At 61.2% G+C, this 18,924-nt stretch carries 15 protein-coding genes; 10 read left to right on the forward strand and 5 right to left on the reverse strand.

All coding sequences use genetic code 11. The features are described from left to right. Positions 1-1,439 precede the first annotated feature (1,439 nt). Complete coding sequence (locus PKE98_RS08115; RefSeq protein WP_271194755.1) at positions 1,440-2,330, reverse strand: EAL domain-containing protein; 891 nt, start codon at positions 2,328-2,330, stop codon at positions 1,440-1,442. A gap of 571 nt (positions 2,331-2,901) precedes the next feature. Between PKE98_RS08115 and PKE98_RS08120 the strand changes: the two genes are divergently transcribed. After that, complete coding sequence (locus PKE98_RS08120; RefSeq protein ID WP_271194756.1) at positions 2,902-4,473, forward strand: TerC family protein; 1,572 nt, start codon at positions 2,902-2,904, stop codon at positions 4,471-4,473. Between the two features lie 186 nt (positions 4,474-4,659). Here the strand turns inward: PKE98_RS08120 and PKE98_RS08125 are convergent, their stop codons facing one another. From PKE98_RS08125 to PKE98_RS08140, 4 genes are all read right to left on the reverse strand, one after another. Then, a complete protein-coding gene (locus tag PKE98_RS08125; protein WP_271194757.1) occupies positions 4,660-5,898 on the reverse strand; it encodes a hypothetical protein in 1,239 nt (412 codons plus the stop codon). Positions 5,899-6,151: 253 nt separating this feature from the next. Continuing rightward, positions 6,152-6,607 (reverse strand): DUF4124 domain-containing protein, encoded by a 456-nt coding sequence (locus tag PKE98_RS08130; RefSeq protein ID WP_271194758.1) that lies wholly within the window; start codon positions 6,605-6,607, stop codon positions 6,152-6,154. 253 nt (positions 6,608-6,860) lie between these two features. Then, positions 6,861-8,444, reverse strand: coding sequence for a rhodanese homology domain-containing protein (locus PKE98_RS08135; RefSeq protein ID WP_271194759.1), 1,584 nt, complete (start codon positions 8,442-8,444; stop codon positions 6,861-6,863). Further along, positions 8,441-9,049 (reverse strand): cysteine dioxygenase family protein, encoded by a 609-nt coding sequence (locus PKE98_RS08140; RefSeq protein ID WP_271194760.1) that lies wholly within the window; start codon positions 9,047-9,049, stop codon positions 8,441-8,443. Before PKE98_RS08140 ends, PKE98_RS08135 begins: the two co-directional genes overlap by 4 nt. A 96-nt stretch (positions 9,050-9,145) precedes the next feature. Between PKE98_RS08140 and PKE98_RS08145 the strand changes: the two genes are divergently transcribed. The 9 genes from PKE98_RS08145 (at position 9,146) to PKE98_RS08185 (ending at position 18,850) form a co-directional block, all read left to right on the forward strand. Further along, positions 9,146-10,036, forward strand: a complete 891-nt coding sequence (locus PKE98_RS08145; RefSeq protein WP_271194761.1) for a LysR family transcriptional regulator — start codon at positions 9,146-9,148, stop codon at positions 10,034-10,036. Between the two features lie 263 nt (positions 10,037-10,299). Continuing rightward, positions 10,300-11,091 (forward strand): ABC transporter permease, encoded by a 792-nt coding sequence (locus PKE98_RS08150; protein WP_309298745.1) that lies wholly within the window; start codon positions 10,300-10,302, stop codon positions 11,089-11,091. 2 nt (positions 11,092-11,093) lie between these two features. Further along, positions 11,094-11,855: an ABC transporter ATP-binding protein gene (locus tag PKE98_RS08155; RefSeq protein WP_271194762.1), complete on the forward strand. Its 762-nt coding sequence runs from the start codon at positions 11,094-11,096 to the stop codon at positions 11,853-11,855. Next, a complete protein-coding gene (locus tag PKE98_RS08160; RefSeq protein WP_271194763.1) occupies positions 11,852-13,048 on the forward strand; it encodes an acyl-CoA dehydrogenase family protein in 1,197 nt (398 codons plus the stop codon). Before PKE98_RS08155 ends, PKE98_RS08160 begins: the two co-directional genes overlap by 4 nt. Further along, positions 13,045-14,004, forward strand: a complete 960-nt coding sequence (locus tag PKE98_RS08165; protein WP_271194764.1) for a D-isomer specific 2-hydroxyacid dehydrogenase family protein — start codon at positions 13,045-13,047, stop codon at positions 14,002-14,004. Before PKE98_RS08160 ends, PKE98_RS08165 begins: the two co-directional genes overlap by 4 nt. Next, complete coding sequence (locus tag PKE98_RS08170; RefSeq protein WP_271194765.1) at positions 14,001-14,825, forward strand: class II aldolase/adducin family protein; 825 nt, start codon at positions 14,001-14,003, stop codon at positions 14,823-14,825. Before PKE98_RS08165 ends, PKE98_RS08170 begins: the two co-directional genes overlap by 4 nt. 12 nt (positions 14,826-14,837) lie before the next feature. Further along, positions 14,838-15,800 carry an ABC transporter substrate-binding protein gene (locus tag PKE98_RS08175; RefSeq protein ID WP_271194766.1) on the forward strand — a complete coding sequence of 321 codons (963 nt, stop codon included), beginning with the start codon at positions 14,838-14,840 and terminating at the stop codon, positions 15,798-15,800. Positions 15,801-15,803: 3 nt separating this feature from the next. Next, entirely contained in the window at positions 15,804-17,024 is a 1,221-nt protein-coding gene (locus tag PKE98_RS08180) for a dipeptidase (protein ID WP_271194767.1), read from the forward strand. Between the two features lie 236 nt (positions 17,025-17,260). Continuing rightward, on the forward strand, positions 17,261-18,850 hold the full coding sequence (locus PKE98_RS08185; RefSeq protein WP_271194768.1) for a flavin monoamine oxidase family protein: 1,590 nt from the start codon (positions 17,261-17,263) through the stop codon (positions 18,848-18,850). Positions 18,851-18,924 lie beyond the last annotated feature (74 nt).

An 18,924-nucleotide genomic window follows, 5' to 3' on the forward strand; every position in this document is an offset into this window, starting at 1 on the left:
TTATTTTCCATACTCTAAGTTCCTACCCGTTAGAACATTAGAGCAGCATAAATAAATCCGTCCACTTTTAGCTCATTGGCAGATTTCAACCGCACAGCAGTCTGCAATCGGCCAGAGGCGGACCTCCGTGGACAGTGATTGATAGCTTCAAAGCTGAAAATAAATCCGTGCCCATTTCGCTAGTAACCAGGTACAGGAAATGCCCCGAACTCGCACTGCAAGCGCCAATGCCGCTGGCAAACTTATCAAAGAGATTCAACGAGTTTGGAACTACAACATTGAGTATGGGCAGCCAAATGCCAGCCGGAGCGAAGAGATCCAGGGGCTTGCACATGATCTCCTTCAAGCCCGAGATACCCCAGGTATAAAACGACTGCTTGGCTCAAGAAGTGTGAAGTAGTATCTCGGCAGCCTCTGGGTTGGGTCTCATCCAGAGGTGAAAGCTCGCCTCGAGCAGCTTGAGCAGGCAATTGCCAGTGAGGCCGCATGATGATTAAGCACTTCAGCAGTAACAGTAACGCACGAATCGGTTAAAAGGTCTGCTCTCGGACGCCCGCTACTAGCCGATTGCAGCCGGTCATGACAGGGCGTTATCGGTCAGAAAAGGACGGAGCATTTTTGGCAATCGACCCCCGTCCATTTTGATCGCAACCAAGTCCAGGAAGCTTCTCGCGGATTTTGAGATGGAGCGCTTAATTCGCCTTATAGCCAAGGCAAAAGATGCGCGAGTTCCTCCCGGAACTTTGGTTTAGCGAACCAGCTCGTCCAAAAACAGGTAAGTGCCAGAGCAGCTAGCGACAGTTGTCCCCAGAGAGAAAAGCCGGATTCGCCGCACAGCGTAATAACCAGCACGACCAAGCTAGTGACGCCGAAAATGGAAAGAACGATGCGTGAAGTTCTATCAGCTCTTGCGGACCAGTGGTTTGACTGCATTGCCTGTTCCAGTTTTTGAATTTAAAGGGGCCGGCTGAGTCAACCGGTCGCGGGAGCAAGGAGCTTCGAGCTACCAGCCAGTGTTTCGAAATCCAATGTCTGTGTCGCTCGTGCAACGCCTGTCAGTGTGGGCCTAGTCGACTTACAAAACGGAAAGAAAAGGGGACAGATTGATTTTTCATGCCCTAAGTTCCTGCCTGTTAGAACAATAGAGCAGCATAAATAAATCCGTCCCTTCTAGCTCGTCCCCTTTTCGGATTTAGCATGCCAACTGGGCGATAAACAACTGTGAATATTACGGCGATGGATAGGCCCACCTCTGGCCGAAAATAGCTCGTCGGGAAAGACTGCGTACGGCCAGAAGCCGTCTTAACGCTACGCGTTCCCTCTGATTCGCTAGGGTGAGTTTCCTAATGCTCCTGAGGCCACTCATGTCCGCCGTGACTTTGCAGCGGCCTACTTGACTCGGTTAGCTGTTTCTAACAGGCTCTCCCCCAGATGGGAGGCTACCCGCCGAATGATGGAAAAAGCCCGAATACATCACGTGCTTCCCTGCAATCTTCAGTCTCACCACGGTAGTACTGCTCGAAAGCCTCTATAGGCAGAGCCTTAGCGAAAAGATCACCCTGAGCAAAGTGCACGTTGTAAGCCCGAAGGTAGTCGAGCTGTTCTCGAGTCTCGACTCCTTCGGCCACGACGAAAAGCTTTAGAGTAGTCGCCATCTCAATCACGTCACTAACGAGTGATTCGACAGAGCCATCCATTCCAATTCCATTTACAAAAGCCTTATCGATTTTCAACGCATCGAGCGGTAGCTGCCCCATCGACTGCAAGCTGGAAGAGCCAATATCAAAGTCTTCCACAGCAGCTATGTGGCCTAGGGCGCGAGCTTTTCTGAGCGTCAACTTCGCAGACTGGTGATGCATGTATCCACCCTCGGTTGTCTCCAACCAAACCTGGCCAGGAAGCACATTGAATGACTTCATGTGTTGCTGGAGTCCTGGTAGGAACCGACCACTGCACACTTCTGAAGCGGCAAGGTTTATCGCAATGTGCAGGGAGCGGTCGGCAGCAAGCATGGCTCCCATATCACGCATTACGCGCTCAATAATCTGGTCAGTAATTGGACGGATTAAACCGCTCTCTTGCGCAAGAGGGAGGAATGAATCGGGCCTCGCCATAGTTCCATCCGATTTGCGCCAACGTACCAGCGCCTCTGCACCGAGGCATCGCCCTAATCTGAGATTAATTATGGGTTGGTAGTGGACGATGAATTCATGATTGCGAACCGCAGCTTCGAGCTCTGCTAGGAGTGGTGGACGTCGCCTTGCGAACGAAACCACCGACGCGAGGAGTTTCCTGATGAATGATCGTGCCGTGACAGGAGAGTGGTTCATGGGATGCCTTGGTCTCAGCGACCGTCATGGTGGCACCTCAACGATTTCGTCAAGTGAGCACCAGATGGCAATAATATAAGCTGACTCAAAGGTCAGGATTTGTCCCAGATCAACTCATCGCCTGCCTTAGTCGCCTGCCGTCTAAAAGCCTTATCAGGGAAGAAAAGGGGGACAGATTTATTTTTCATACTCTAAGTTCCTACCCGTTAGAACATTAGAGCAGCATAAATAAATCCGTCCCCTTTTAGCTTCGTTCCGCGCAGCGTAGCGGAGGCGTTTGATCAGCGCCGTGGCCCGCGATGTTAGCCCTCTGGTGTCGCCGCCATGCAAACCCGCGTGAGGACCTAAACCGGGGCGTTACAGATTTCGAAATACTTGGCGGCGTACGAAAAAGCCTATGTAAAGGTAGGATTCCCTCCCGAAATCAGTTCCAGGCCGAAATGAACGCCCCCCAAGATCCTCCCAGTAGATACACAACCCTCACCCCTCCGGGCGCTCGCCCGATGGCGCGCCTACGCAGCTTAGAACGCCTGCGCCGCGCTTGCCCTGCCACGCGGGGAGTCTGATCAGCATGGAATGGATCGCAGACCCCACGGCCTGGCTAGGCCTGCTCACTCTGATCGTGCTGGAGTTGGTGCTCGGCATCGACAATCTGGTTTTTATCGCCATCCTCGCCGACAAACTGCCACCCGAGCAGCGTGACCGTGCGCGGGTGATCGGCCTGTCGCTAGCGCTGATCATGCGCCTGGGCCTGCTGGCCAGTATTTCCTGGATGGTGACGCTCACTGAGCCGTTGCTCGAGGTGTGGGGGAAAAGCTTCTCCGGCCGAGACCTGATCATGCTGTTCGGCGGCATTTTCCTGCTGTTCAAAGCAACCATGGAGTTGCATGAACGCCTCGAAGGCCATATTGCCGAACGCAGCGCCGGTGCTGGTTACGCCCTGTTCTGGCCCATCGTCGCGCAGATTGTGGTGCTCGATGCGGTGTTCTCGCTCGATGCGGTGATCACTGCAGTGGGCATGGTTGAACACCTGGCCGTGATGATGATTGCGGTGGTGGTGTCTATCGGCCTGATGATCGTCGCCAGCAAACCGCTGACCGCTTTCGTCAACGCCCGCCCCACGGTGATCATGCTGTGCCTGGGCTTTTTGATGATGATCGGCTTCAGCCTCGCGGCCGAAGGCTTGGGCTTTCATATTCCCAAGGGCTACCTGTATGCCGCCATTGGCTTCTCGATTCTGATCGAGCTGTTTAACCAACTGGCCCGTCGCGGGCGCAAGCGCTCAGTGCAAGGCCAACGACCGATGCGCGCCCGAACCGCCCATGCGGTGATGCGCCTGCTCGGCGGTCGCGCGCTGAACGCCGACGAGGTGGGCGAGGAAATCGTCGACCTGGTGGGCGGCGAAGACAGCGAGCCGGTGTTCAACCGCCGCGAGCGGGTGATGATCAGCGGCGTGCTGCAAATGGCCGAACGCCCGGTGCGCGCCGCCATGACCGCGCGTGCCGACGTGGTGTACCTCGACGTGGCCGACAGCCCGCAGGCGATCCGCGAAAAACTCATGCACTCGTCCTACTCACGCTTGCCGCTGATTCGCGAAGGGCGCATCGACGAGCCGCTGGGCTTCGTGCACAAAAAAGAACTGCTCAAGGAAATGCTCGCCGGCAACCAGCCCGAACTGGAAACCGTGGCGCGCCAGGCCATCAACCTGCTGGAGCACTTCACCATCCTCAACGCCCTGGAACAGATGCGCCAACAGTCGACCCACATCGCCTTTGTGGTGAGTGAATTCGGCGACTTTATCGGCATTCTGACTATGACCGACATCCTCGAATCCATCGCCGGCGAGCTGCCCGACGCCAGTGAAATCGACGGCCCGGACATCGTCGAAGAACAGGGCGCCTACCTGGTGAGCGGCGCGCTCAACCTGAGCCTGGTGCGCGAACGTATCGGCTTCGAAGCCACCCCCACGGACGACTACCAGACCGTGGCCGGACTGGTGATGAGTTTGCTGGATCGCCTGCCGCTGGTGGGCGACGACGTGCAGTGGGCGGGCTGGCGGTTGCAGGTGATCGCGGTAGCGGAGCGGCGGGTAGTGCGGGTGCGGCTGAGTCCGGCCGCTGGCGAGCCGCTCGGTAACCCGTAGGGCGAATATCGGCGCAGACGATATCCGCCGTTCCACCAGACCTGCCACGGCGGATGTTGGCGCACCCTCCTGTAGGAGCGGCTTCAGACGCGATTGGCCAGGCCTGAAAAAGGCAACCCGCAAGCCAGCAGAAAAGGGGACAGAATCCGTCCCCTTTCTCCTTCACAAATGACTATGGCTATCCGCTCACTGCGGCCCTTCGCCTGCGTTCTCCTTCGCCGGAAAACGCACATACAACTGCTGCGCAAACGCCCTCAAAGCCGCGAATTCTTTGAGGTTCGGCTGGTAGTCCATACGCTTGGGCCACAGCTGCGCCGCGGTTTTATGCCAATACAAAATGGCATCGTGCCCGGCAATCGAGTCGGGCACCTGGCGGCGGGTGAATTCCCACGGTTCGCCGTTCACCCAACGCCATTCGCGGCTGACGTCGTCGGGTTCATCCATGGTGTAGGCCTTCACCAACTGGCCGTCGGCAAAGTTGTAGAAATAGCGCATATAGCTTTCATCGCCGGTGCCGGTCAGCCAGATGGTGCACACCTCGCCACTGGGTTTGCTGGTGACGTACACCTCGGTTTTATGCTGGTACGGCCAGCCCACCGCAGGCGGCAGCGTGGCGTAGTAGGTGCTGTTCACGTAGCTCTGTTGCTCGGGAATGGCGCAGTAGTCGCTGAGGTCGTTATTGCCCCGTGCCGCGTTCCAGACCCAGCGGTTGTCGGGCGTTGGAATCGCCGGAAACGTACTGAGCAGGTCGTGGCTGACCATTTGCTGCTCGTCAGCAAAATGCCCGCGAATCCGCGCGATCACCGTATCGCGGTTCGACCAGGTGGTTTCATCGCCCAGCCGCAACCCGCAATCCGCCACCCCAGGGTGGGCTTTCGCGCCGCGTGAGTAGCTGAGCACCACGCCATCGGCCAGTACCTCGCCGTGATCGACGTCGTCGGCGTAACAGCTCAGGCGAATATCCATGCGCTGGTCCTCGCAGCCTTTTGCGCACGTCATATAGGCCAGCACCAGATCGGCGATGGCGAACGTGCCACCGTGATCCTCAATCACCGGGGCGACGTCCAGGTTCAACGTGTTCGGGCCGGCCGCTTTCATTTGTGCGGCCGGCAGCATGCGTTGCACCTCACGGTTGCGCGTGACGGTGCAGGTTTTGAATGACGGCACTATGGATCCGAAGCGCGAGGGCGTGGCGCAGTTGGCGCGCGAGGTGGTGGTTTCAGTGGTATTGGGCGAGCCCTCCACCAGTGGTCGATAGCTGACATACACCTTGACCCGCCATTGGCTCAGCGGCGGGGCAGCGGGGTCCAGCACGCGCACGCTGACCCGATGGTTTTCCGGAGCCAGGCTTTGGGCCACGCACAACGTTGAAGCGCCGAGGCCGGCTATGAGCAAGAGGGCGAGCCAGGGCAGGCGGGTTTTCATGGGGCAGGGGACCGTTGGCGGCGAGTGGGTGGGTTTAGTGGGATTCGACCAATCGTGCCATCCATGAAGACGCCAATAGCCAAAACAGCACCGCAGTAAACACAGTGCGTGGTTCTAAAAAAGCAAATGAAGGCATTTATTCGCCACAGGACCGCTTTGGCCGAAGACTGTGCATGTATTGGACAGCCAATCGGCCAATAACGAAACCCCTGCATACAACCGCCAGCACCGAGTCCAAACGCCTCAGCCGGCCTCAGCGTTCGACGTAGAGGTAGCCAGTAAAATCGATGCTGTGCCAAACCATAGAGGTTGCCGTACTACGGACAATTTCCAACTTGTTCTCCATCGCGGACTTGAAGACAACCTCACTCCCGGAGCAGGTATAAGGAAAGTCCTGCTTGATGAAGCCGTCGTTCTCCACCATCCCATCCGGGGAAAACGTCCATTTCTGCGAGTCGCTGGCGATAAGGTCTTTGTCCAGCACCTCCGAGATATGCGTTAACCGCCAGTGCCCCAGCAGTGGATGGTCGCAACCCGGTGGATTAAGGCTTGCGCCCTTGGGGGCCGACTTTTGTTCCGTCTGAATCTGCCCGCTCTCACAAGGCTGCGCTTGAAAAGTGGTTTTCCCGTCAGGGGTTTTGCAACTGTAGACCTGAGCGTTGGAATAGCTGGCCCATAGAGCCAGAGCGAACAGCATTGCGTATTTCATAGGCACTCCTTTGCACACACACAGATAAGGCAGACGGTATCAGACGATTTGCCAGGTTCCCCTCAAGCAACGGGTAGGGTGCCCCGTCCTCAAAACAAACCCATTCTTTCAGGTCATCTGCACGAGTCGTTCAATCTGCACAAAGGGCACATGCTTTACAAACAAAGAAATCCGCAGGTGTTGTGCGCGTCACACCTGAACACCTGCGCCATCACCCGCCGGGCGGCGTCCGTCAACGCCGCCCGCAAAAGCACTAAATAACGTAAAAACCATGGGTGCCGTCGCGCCCCAGTTGCGCCACCAGGCCGTACTCCCAGTCGAGGTATCCCTGCATGGCGGCCACCGGGTTGTCGGTGCCTTCGTAGGGGCGGCGATAGCGGTCGATACGCGGCGAGGCAAGGTGGGTTTCGCCGTGTTCCAGCGCCTGGCCCGCTTCGATCCAGGCACCGGTGCCGCCTTCCAGTACGTGCACGGGCACCTGGGTCAGGGCCTGCAAATCAGCCGCGGCAAAGCGTGCGAGCAGGCTGCTGCCGCAGGTGAGTACGTAGCGTTCGGCTACCGGCAAATGCTCCAGGGCCTCGCGCAAGTGGGCTCGGAGCACCCAATGCGCACCGGGGATATGGCGTTTGACGTAGTTGGCGCTGGCGGTGAAATCGAGCACCAGTGTGCCGGGCGTTTGCTGCCAGGCGCGCAAGGTGGCTACGCTGATTTCGGCTACCGCCGGTACGGGCGGCAGCGGCGCCTGCCAGGGGCCGATGGCGTCGAACCGTTCGGCCGGTTGGGGGGCCAGCGCCCACACCTCCCAGCCCATTTGCGCGAGCCAGGACGCGCTCATTTTTGCCCGTACCCCCTCGCTGTCCACCAGCACCACGCGTGCACCACGCACGCTGGCGACGTGGTCGGTTTCCTGCACCAACTGGCCGCCTTCTACCCAGCGCGCAGTGGGTAAATGCCCCGCCTCGTATTCGGCCGCGGTGCGCACGTCAAACACATAGGTGGTGCGGCTGCTGTCGGCTTGCCACTGCTGCAGAACTTCCAGGCTGACCTCGGCAACGCCGGCTTTTTCGGCCACCTGTTGCGCGGCTTTTCGGGCGGCATCGAGGTGGCTGGGCGGCGTCAGTTCAAAGCGGCGGTTCTGCCCGTGCTCCAGGGTTTGCCCGGCAAGGGTCCAGCCGATGGTGCCGTTGCGCAGTGCGGCGACCTTGTTGGGGATGCCGGCATTCACCAGCGACTGGGTGCCAATGATGCTGCGGGTGCGCCCGGCGCAATTGACGATCACCTGAGTGGCCGGGTTCGGCGCCAGCTCACGCACGCGCAGTAGCAATTCGGCCCCCGGAACGCTGATGGAGCCGGGAATGTTCATGGTCTGGTATTCGTCGAAGCGCCGCGCATCCAGCACCACCACATCGGCCTGGGCGGTCAGCAGCGCCTGTACCTCTTCAGCCCCGAGAGACGGCGTATGACGCTGGCTTTCGACCAGCTCGCCAAACGCCTTGCTCGGCACGTTTACGTCCTGGAACAGCTCGCCACCGGCCGCCTGCCAGCCACGCAGCCCACCGGCCAGCAAGGCCACGTTGCTGTAGCCCAACGCGTGCAGGCGTTGGGCCGCACGCTCGGCCAGGCCTTCGCCATTGTCGTAGACGGTAATCGGCGTATGGCGAAGCGGCACGCGGGCAAAAATTTCCAGCTCCAGTTTCGACAAGGGTAGGTTGGCGGCGAACAGCGGGTGGGCTTCGGCGAACGGCGCTTCTTCGCGCACGTCCAGCAAGGCCAGTTCCTCGCGGGCGAGCAGGGCGGTACGCAGGTCGGCATAGCTACGTTGGGAGAATTCACTCATGGCGCGGGGTTCTCTTTGGACAGGTCCCAGATATTGGGCAAGTGTTGGTTGGAATAACCGGAGATAAAGGCCTTCTCGCTGCCGTCGGCCAGGTACACCGCGCGCTGCAAGGCGCCGATGTTGCCGCCATAGACATGAATGCTGATGGAGGGGCGGTCGCTGAAGGCGTTGCGCACTTGATGGATATCGCCAATGCGCGGCGACACCGCTTCCACCTGGCCTGGCAGCAACCGTTGCAGCGTGCCGAGGGCGTGCAGGGCGCCGCTGCTGTCACGCCGAAACGCCTGGGCGTCTTCTGCGCCGCGCAGCATGCCGATCAGCCCCCACACGCGGTGGTCGTGCACCGGCGTCGCCTGGCCCGGGCCCCAGACAAAACTCACCACACTGAAGCGCTGCGCCGAATCCACGTGCAGCACGTATTGTTGGTAACGCTCGGGGCTGGGTTGGGCGAACTCGGCAGGCAGCCAATCGTCGTGGCTGACCAACTCGCTCAGCAACCGAGCGCCGCGCTCAAGCAAAACCGGCTCCTCGGGTTGCGTGTGCAACAGTTCGGCCAATGCGCCGATAAAGCCGCGTAAACGTGCGGCATTTACATTTTGTGCCATGGTTCCCTCCAGTTGGTGAAGTTGCTGTACACCCTGAAGGCGAAAGGTATTATTCTTATCTGGTATTTTTCCACTACTTTATTATGTGAAAAAAGAATGAAGATAGACGATATCGATGCGTTCGTGGCGGTCATCCGTTGTCAGTCCATCAGTCAGGCTGCGGAAACATTGCAGCTCACCCAGCCGGCGATCACCCGGCGGGTGCAGAACTTCGAGGACGACTTGGGCGCCAACCTGCTGGACCGCAACACCAAACCCCTCAAGCCCACTTCGCTGGGCATGCGCGTGTACGAACAGTGCCTCAACGTGCAGCGCGAGATGGGTGCGTTGCGTGAGCTGGTGCTAAGCGATTCGGCCCCCACCGGCACCCTGCGCCTGGGCGTGCCGCAGACCATTGGCGACGTGGTGTTGCTGGATGCCCTGAGCCAGTTGAAAACCCTGTATCCGGAGCTCCAGGCGCAGGTGTCCACCGGTTGGGGCAGCCATTTGCTGGGCAAGATCGAGAACGGTGAGCTCGATGCCGTGGCGGCCTTGTTTCCGGCGGGCAAGGTATTCCCCGAAGGCATGGTCGGCCGCTCGCTGGCGCGGATGAACCTGGTGGTGGTCGCCGCCAAGGACGAGGTGCGTAAACGCAGCTACAAGCTGGCCGACTGTTACCAGCGCGGCTGGGTGTTGAACCCCGACGGTTGTGGTTTCCGCGCGGGCTTGCAGCGCGCGCTAAGTGCCGAGGGGCTGTCGCTGAAGGTCAATCTGGAAACCTTTGGCACGGAGTTGCAGTTGGGCTTGATCGCCAACGGGCTGGGGTACGGCTTGGTGCCGATGCCGTTGCTGGAAAACAGCAGCCACCGCGCGCGGCTGGCGGTGGTGCCGGTGAGTGATTTCAAACCGGTGATTGACCTGTGGTTGGTGCACCCGCGCTTTCTCGGCAACCTGCAAGTGCCGGTTAGCGAGTTTGGCGAGATGGTGGCGCAGCGCGTAGGGGCATAAGGGCATGGCGGCGTACCGCGCACTCCGCCGTTCCCAGCCCGTTCCATGTAGGAGAGGCTTCAGCCTCGATTCCTGGAAACGTTGACCTCGGCATATCTAATCCAACTAAATATTACTATTGGACATAACGTTGTTCGCTATAAATGCGCAAAATACATATTAGCTTAGAATTAAAACGAATTTCACGACGCTTTCTTATGTAGTTAGCATGGCTTTGCCGTGGGGTGCTGGTGGCTCCATTTGCTGACTTATAGGGAGATGTCATGTCGCTGCGATCGCATAGTCGCTGGCCGTTCTGGCGCAATTTGGGCGCACGGTTGCTCAGCCCGTTGCTGCTGTTGCTGCTCTGGGAAGCGGCGTCGCAAAGCGGCGTGTTGCCGGCACGAATTATTGCGGCGCCCAGCGCCATCGGCGGCACGTTGTGGCAAATGCTGGCCAGCGGCGAGTTGGCTGGGCATTTGTGGGTGTCGCTGATCCGCGCACTCAGTGGTCTGGCAATTGGCGTCAGTGTCGGCGCCTCGCTGGCGTTGGTCGCCGGGCTGTCACGCGGCGGTGAGCTGGCGATCGACTCGCCTATGCAAATGCTGCGTACCTTGCCGTTTCTGGCCATCGTGCCGTTGTTCATCTTGTGGTTCGGGGTTGGCGAGACACCGAAAATCGCCCTCATCGCACTGGGCACCACCTTTCCTGTTTACCTCACCTTGTTTGCCGGCATCCGTGGCCTTGATCCGAAGCTGATCGAAGCCGCCACGCTGTTTGGTCTCAACCGCCGCGAGCGGGTCTGGCACGTGATTCTGCCGGGCGCCTTGCCGTCGTTTTTTGTTGGTTTGCGTTATGCCTTTGGCATCAGTTGGCTGGGGCTGGTGGTGGTCGAGCAGATCAACGCAACCGCCGGCATCGGTTATCTGGTCAACGACGCGCGCGACTTTATGCGCACCGACGTCATCGTTATCTGCCTGCTGGTGTACAGCGTGCTGGGCCTGGGCATCGATGCCCTGGTGCGCGGGCTGGAGCGTTTCACCCTGGCCTGGCGACCAGCGTTTATCAGGAGTTGAACATGCCTCGTAGTGCTTCAGTGGCGGCGGTGTCGGTACGCCAGGCGGTTCGCCAATTTGGTGAGCAGCGGATTCTCGATGGGTTGGACCTGGACATTGGCGCCGGTCAGTTCGTGGCCCTGCTCGGCCGCAGTGGTTCGGGCAAGACCACCTTGCTGCGCGCACTGGCCGGGCTGGACCGCATTGATGGCGGCCAGCTGCAGGTGCCGCAAGCCCGCGCTGCGGTGTTTCAGGAGCCTCGGTTAATGCCGTGGAAGCGTGCCTGGCGCAATGTCAGCCTCGGGCTGCGCGGCGCCAACCCCGAAGCGCGGGCGCGGGCGGCCATGGAGGAGGTGGGCTTGCAGCATCGTCTGTCGGCCTGGCCCGGCACCTTGTCCGGTGGCGAGGCGCAGCGTGTGGCATTGGCCCGGGCACTGGTGCGCGAGCCCAAGTTGCTGCTGCTCGATGAACCCTTCGCCGCGCTGGATGCGCTGACCCGCATTCGTATGCAGCAGCTGGTGCTGGAGTTGTGGCGCAAACACGCGCCGGCGGTATTGCTGGTGACCCATGACGTGGATGAAGCCGTGCTGCTGGCCGACCGCGTGCTGGTGTTGGACCGGGGCCGCATTGTCGACGACCTGCACATCGCCCAGCCGCGCCCGCGCGAGATTGCCACCCGCCACTTGCAGGAGGTGCGCCGCCACTTGCTCGGTTTGCTTGGCGTGGAAAGCAACGCTGAGCCGGCGCCCAATCATTCCTTTTACCTGACAGGGACCCACCGATGACCGCTAACGCCCAACCCGCCATCGCGGTGGACACCCGCCCCGATCTGGACAGCCCGGCGTTTGCCCAGGTGCTGCAACAACTCACCGCGCACTTTGCGGCCAGCGCCGCCCATTACGACCGACACAGCGAGTTCCCGCACGCCAACCTGGCACGCTTGCAAGCACTGGATCTGCTCGCGCTCACGGTGCCGCGCGAGCTGGGCGGCAGTGGCGCCAGCCTGGCGCAAGCGCGGCGGGTAATCAGTGCGGTGGCCAAGGGCGAGCCGTCCACTGCCTTGGTGTTGGTCATGCAATACCTGCAGCACACGCGCCTGCAAAAGAACCTGGCCTGGCCGGAGTACCTGCGCTTGCGCGTGGCGCGCGAGGCCGTGGAGCAGGGCGCGCTGATTAACGCGCTGCGCGTGGAGCCTGAACTGGGCACACCGGCCCGTGGCGGTTTACCCGCTACCCTGGCCACCCGTGTTCCGGAGGGCTGGCGCCTGAATGGGCGAAAAATTTACTCCACCGGCATTCCGGGGCTGACCTGGCTGGCCGTGTGGGCACGCAGTGATGACAACGTGCCCCGCGTCGGCACCTGGCTGGTGCACCGCGACACGCCGGGCATTCGTATTGAAGAAACCTGGGACCACCTGGGCATGCGCGCCACCGGCAGCCACGACGTGGTGTTCGATAATGTGCTGGTGCCGTTTGACCATGCCGTCGATGTGCAGCCGGCCGACGTGCCGCGTACCTCTGAACTCGACCCCTCCGGCGTACTGTGGCTGGCGGTGCTGCTGTCGAGCATTTACGACGGCGTCGCGCAGGCCGCGCGTGACTGGCTCGTGGGGTGGCTGAAGGGGCGCACGCCGGCCAACCTCGGCGCGCCGCTGGCCAGCCTGCCGCGTTTTCAGGAACTGGTCGGCCGTATCGACGCCCTGTTGTTATCCAACCGCGTGCTGCTCGATGCTGCGGCAGAAGGGCGGGTGCCGGCGAGCGAGGCTACGCAGGTCAAGTACCTGGTCACCCATCAGGCCATCAAGGCGGTGGAGCTGGGTATCGAGGCCATTGGCAATCCTGCCCTGGCACGTGGCAATCCGCTGGAACGGCATTATCGCGACGTGCTGTGCAGCCGCATCCACACGCCCCAGGACGATGCCATTCTCGGTGCCGCCGGCCGCGCCGCGTTTGCTGCCGCACCGGGCGCACTGGTATGAGCGCGTTACGCATCGCCAGTCAGCTGGACGTGGCGTTCAACGCCCGTTTACGCCAAATGCTGCCCGGCGTGGACGTGCTGGACTGGCCGCGCGGCGTATTCGCCGGCCTGCCCGCCACCGTGCAGGTCATGCTCGCCGCGCCCCATCCGAAACTGAAAAGTGCCGAAGAGCCGGCCGGGTGGCCCTATGGTTTGCAGTGGATTCAGTTGGTCACCTCCGGCGTCGATTTTTTTCCGCCCTGGTTGCTGGAGCGGGTGCCGGTCGCCAGCGCGCGCGGCACCACGGCCGAGGCCATCGCCGAGTTCGCCGTGGCAGCTGTTTTCGCCGCCGCCAAGCAACTGCCGGCACTGTGGGTCAACAACGCCGGGCACTGGCAGCAACGTTCGCTTGCCTCGGTAAGCGGCAGCACGCTGGGGTTGTTCGGCTTTGGCCGCATCGCCCAAAGCACCGCGCGTAAGGCACAGGCCCTCGGTATGAAGGTGGTGGCGCTGCGGGCTTCCGAGCAGCCATTCGAGTTGCCGGGCATTGAAGCGGCGCGCGATCTCCACGACCTGTTTGCCCGTGCCGATCACCTGCTGCTCGCCGCGCCCGCCACCGCGCGCACGTACCGTGTCATCGACCGTGCGGTGCTGGCCTCAGCCAAGCCTGGCTTGCATCTGATCAACGTGGCGCGCGGCAGCCTGATCGATCAGGACGCGCTGCGCGACGCCCTGGATGCCGGCCAAATCGGCCTCGCCAGTCTGGATGTCAGCGACCCCGAACCCTTGCCCGAAGGCCATTGGCTGTACCGCCATCCACGGGTGCATCTGTCGCCGCATACCTCGGCCAACTCGCCGCAGGTTTACCTCAATATCGCCGAGCTGCTGGCGCGCAATATTCAGCATTGGCGCGTCGGGCAAGCGTTGGAAAACGCCGTGTTTACCGCGCGCCAATCTATTCAAGGAGTACCGGCATGAGTGCCCAACCGCCTGGCCTGCCAAGGCCGTCAGCCTATGGCCTAAAACGCGACGGCCACACGGTTTACCGCTGGCAACATCCGCCGCAACAAACCAGCTACGCGGCCGAACGGCTGGTGCGGCGGCAGCGGCTGGCCGCCGGGTTTCGCCTGTTTGCCCGCTTCGGTTTTGACATGGGCGGTGCCGGCCATATCACCGTGCGCGACCCTGAGTTTCCCGAGCATTTCTGGGTGAATCCGGTGGGGGTTTATTTCGGTCATATCCGCGTGAGCGATCTGCTGCTGGTCAATCCCGACGGTGAAATTGTCGAAGGCGAGGGCTCGCTGAACCTGGCGGCATTTGCCATCCATGCGGCCCTGCACAAGGCGCGGCCGGATGTGGTCGCCGCTGCCCACGCCCATTCGCTGTATGGCAAAGCCTGGTCCAGCCTCGGGCGCCTGCTCGACCCGCTGACGCAGGACGCCTGCGCCTTTTATGAAAAGCACGCGCTGTTCGATAACTTCAGCGGTGTGGTGCTGGAAGAAAGCGAAGGCGCGCGCATTGCCGCCACGCTGGGCGCGGATAACGTCGCGCTTATTCTGCAAAACCACGGGTTGCTCACCGTCGGTGAAACCGTGGAGGCGGCGGTGTGGCGTTTTATTGCCCTGGACAACGCCGCCCACAGCCAACTGCTGGCCGAAGCGGCCGGCACGCCCAAACCGATTCCGGCCGACGTGGCGCGCCATACCGCCGGCCAGGTAGGCACTGAATTTGGCAGCTGGTTTGCCCTGCAATCGCACTGGGACCGGCTGGTGCGCGAAGAACCCGATTTTCTCGAGTGAAGGAACACCGTTATGAACCGTCGCGACTTTATCCAGCGCTCGGCCATTGCCGGGCTGGCCGCTGCCTTGCCCTGGCGCCTGGCCCACAGCGCCGCCCCTTGGCAGGGCGCGAGTTTGCACGTGGCGACCTACAAGGGCGCGGCGCCGACCTTCTTCAAGGAGGCTGGCATTGAACCGGCACCCTATCCGGTGAAATACGCCGAATTCACCGGCGGCAACCTGGCCTTCGAGGCGTTGGTCAGCGGGACGCTCGACATTGCGCCGATGAGCGAAATTCCGCCGATCTTCGGCATCAAAAACGCAGCGCCGGTGAAGCTGATTGCCGTGTTGACCGGAGACGTCAACAACCAGGCGATCATCGTGCCCAAGGGGTCTGCTATCGAGAACCTGAGCGACCTGCGCGGCAAACGCATCGGCTACGTTCGCTCCACCACCTCGCATTTCCTGCTGCTTAAAGCCCTGAAAGAACAGGGCCTGAGCTTCGCCGATATCACGCCCATGGCGCTCACGCCGCAAGATGGTTTTGCCGCGTTTCAAAACGGCAACCTCGATGCTTGGGTGACCTATGGCTATTTCATCCAGCTGGCTGAACTGCGCAGTGGCGCGCGGGTGTTGCGCACGGGGCAGGGTTATTTATCGGGCAACTACGTGATTGCCGCGAATGCGCAGGCCATTGGCGACCCGAAAAAACACGCCGCCATCACCGATTACATCCTGCGCGAGTACCACACCTGGCAATGGATTCAACACAACCCCGAGGCGTGGGCCGCCAAGAGCGAGCAGATTCTCGGCATTCCCAAAGAAGTGTTTATCGCCCAGTTCAAAGCCCAGAGCGGGCCACGCATTCTGCAGCCGGTGGACGATGCGGCGGTGCGCTCGCAGCAGGAAGTGGCCGACCTGTTTCACCAGGCCGGTGTGCTGCCCAACGCGCTCGATGTGTCGCCACTGTGGGATCGCAGTTTTCGCTGGGGTTAAGCCATGCAACGCCTTCGCCATGGCCTGACGCTGACTCTGCTGCTGGCCGCCAGCGCGCAGGCCGATGACCGCTCCACAGCGCCGCGCCCGATCCTGCTCGACAGCCACCTCGACACGCCCATGCACCTGGCCCGTCCGGGCTGGGATATCACCGCGCGCCACCGCTATGCCGACGACCTGTCGCAGGTCGACTTGCCGCGTATGCGCGAGGGCGGCCTGGATGGAGGTTTTTGGGCGATCTTCACCCCGCAGGGGCCACGCACCGATGAAGGTCGCACGCTTGCCAGTGAGCATGGGCTGGCCGTGCTTACGCGCATTCGCGACATGGTCGCCAGCCACCCGAACGACTTCGAGCTGGCCCTCTGCGCCAACGATGCCCGGCGGATTGCGGCGGCGGGCAAGCGGGTGGTGCTTATCTCCATGGAAAACGCCGAGCCGTTGGCGGCAGATCCGGGTCGCTTGCTCACGTATCAGCGGTTGGGGCTGCGCATGCTGGGTTTGGTGCACGCGGCAAACAACAGCTTCGCCGATTCGGCCACCGCGCTGCCGGAGTGGCATGGGCTGAGCGCTGCGGGCCGGGCGCTGGTGGGGGAGGCCAATCGGCTGGGCATTGTGCTGGATGTGTCCCATGCCTCGGATGCCACGTTCGACCAGGTGCTGGCGTTGTCGCGGGCGCCCGTTATTGCCTCGCACTCGGGCAGCCGGGTGGTCGCGGCCAGCCCGCGCAACCTGGATGACGCGCGCCTGCGAAGGTTGGCGGCCCAGGGCGGGCTGGTGGCGATCAACAGTTTTGCCAGTGACTTGATCACCCGGCGGCCGAACCCGATGCGGGACAAGGCGCTGGGGCCGTTGTATCGGCAATTCAGAAATGCTGCCGCGCTAAGCCCGGCGCAGGTGGCGGAACTGGCCGGGCGTATTCGTGCCGCGCAGGCGCTGTATCCGCAGCAGCCGGTGACCTTCGAAGACTTTATCAACCACGTCTTGCATGTGCTGGCGGTGGTTGGTCCGCAGCACGTGGGGATTGGCGCGGACTGGGATGGCGGTGGCGGTGTCGAGGGCATGGACGATGTCTCCCAGCTGCCGCGCATCCGTCAGCGGCTGTTGGCAGCCGGGTACAGCGAAACGGACGTGGCAGATATCTATGGCGGCAATCTGTTGAGGCTGGTTGAGGCGGTGCAGCGTTCGGCGGCCGCTCAAGACCGGCCGTCAGGCTGCGCACACTGACGCCGATTGTGAGCTGTTGCCTCGATTGTTGTTATGCATTTCTTGCAGATTGCAGTCACTTTAAAATTAAACAATTTAATATTTGCATATGACTAAAATGTATTTCTCTCAGTTTATTTCCGTCAGTAGGATGGCTCCCATAGACGAATTAAGCAGCCTAAGCGTAGCTGTCTATAACAATGCGCAATATAGGCTGCGGGGCCAGATCGGCCCGTCCAGACGATGGGGAAACAGGGATGCCATTGACCAGAAGAGCGCTGATTGCACGCGTTGCCGCCATTGGGGGTTACCGCGCGGCGTATGGCGCGATGGGGGCGTTGGGGCTGCTGTCGCCAGCCTGGGCGCAGCCTTCCAACGGCCAGGAAAGCTACGCGAGCTTGCCAACCGCTCACGTCGGTAATGGCGCCAGCGTGGTGGTAATCGGTGCGGGAATCGGCGGCTTGGTCAGCGCGTATGAGCTGCGCAAGGCGGGCTTCAAGGTCACGGTGCTGGAAGCCCGCGACCGTGTCGGTGGGCGCAACTGGACGCTGCGCAAAGGCGACCGCGTGGAGTACACCGACGGCACCGTGCAAGTCGCCAATTTTGCCGAAGGCTTTTATTTCAACGCCGGCCCCGCCCGGTTGCCGAGTCACCACCAGTTGATGCTGGGCTACTGCCGGGAACTGGGGGTGGAGCTGGAGGTGCTGGTGAACACCAGCCGCAATGCGCTGGTGCGGCCCAATCTCGCCGAGCCGCCGATGCAAATTCGTCAGGCGGTAAACGACAGCCGCGGGCATATCGCCGAATTGCTTGCCAAGGCGGTCAATCGCCAAGCCTTGAACGCCGAGCTGACTGCAGACGATCAACGTGCGTTGCTGGGGTTTTTGCGCACCTTTGGCGACTTGTCGGAAAAGCTCGAATACCTTGGTTCGGCGCGCTCGGGCTACAAAGTCTGGCCCGGTGCCGGTGAGCAGCTGGCGCAGAAGAATGAGCCGTTGCCGCTGCGCACGCTGCTCAATCCGGCGCTGGCCAATGCGTTGATGATCGACGAATACCCGGAGTTTTCGCCGACCATGTTTCAGCCGGTCGGCGGCATGGACCGCATTCCCAAAGCCTTTGAAAAACACTTGGGTGGCGCGTTGCGCTTAGGCAGCGAAGTGCGTGCCATTCATAACCAGGACAACGGCGTGCAGGTCGCTTATGTGGAACGCAAAAGCCGGCGTGAACACACCCTTACGGCTGACTACGCAGTGGTGGCCTTGCCGCTGCCGTTACTGGCCAAGCTGGACACCAATTTCACCGCGCCGGTGCAGCAGGCGATAGATGCCGTGCAGTTCGGCTATGCCAACAAAGTGGCCTGGCAGTCACGACGGTTCTGGGAGCGGGATTACCAGATTTATGGTGGCCTGTCGTTTGTGAATCAGGAGGCTTCCGGTCTCTGGTATCCCAGCGGTGGGTTCAATCAGGAGCAGGGCATTCTGATTGCCGCCTACAACAACGGCGAAACCGCGCGGGTGTTTGGCGAGAAAAACATTGCCGAACAGATCGCCGCCTCCAAACAAGCGGTGGAGCTGCTCCACCCGGGGCATTCGGCGGAGCTGCGCAATCCGCTGGCAGTGGCTTGGAGCCGAATCCCATACAACCTTGGGCCATGGATCAATCATGAGGTCGCCGAGCCGGCCTACAGCCTGCTCAACCAGGCCCAGGGACGCATTCACCTGACCAGCGATGGCCTGGCCCATAGCGGTGTCGGCATCTGGCAGGAAGCGGCGGCCGGTGCAGCACGCCGTGTGGTGCGAAACCTGTTCGAGCGTGTGCAAAACACGCCTTATCGGCAAACGGCCTGAACCCGCCGCGCCTTTCAAAAAACCGAAAACAACGATGTGCCAGGTAGCGGACCTCCGAGGCTGGCGATAAAGAC

This window comes from Pseudomonas turukhanskensis, assembly GCF_027922365.1.
Lineage (GTDB): Bacteria > Pseudomonadota > Gammaproteobacteria > Pseudomonadales > Pseudomonadaceae > Aquipseudomonas > Aquipseudomonas turukhanskensis.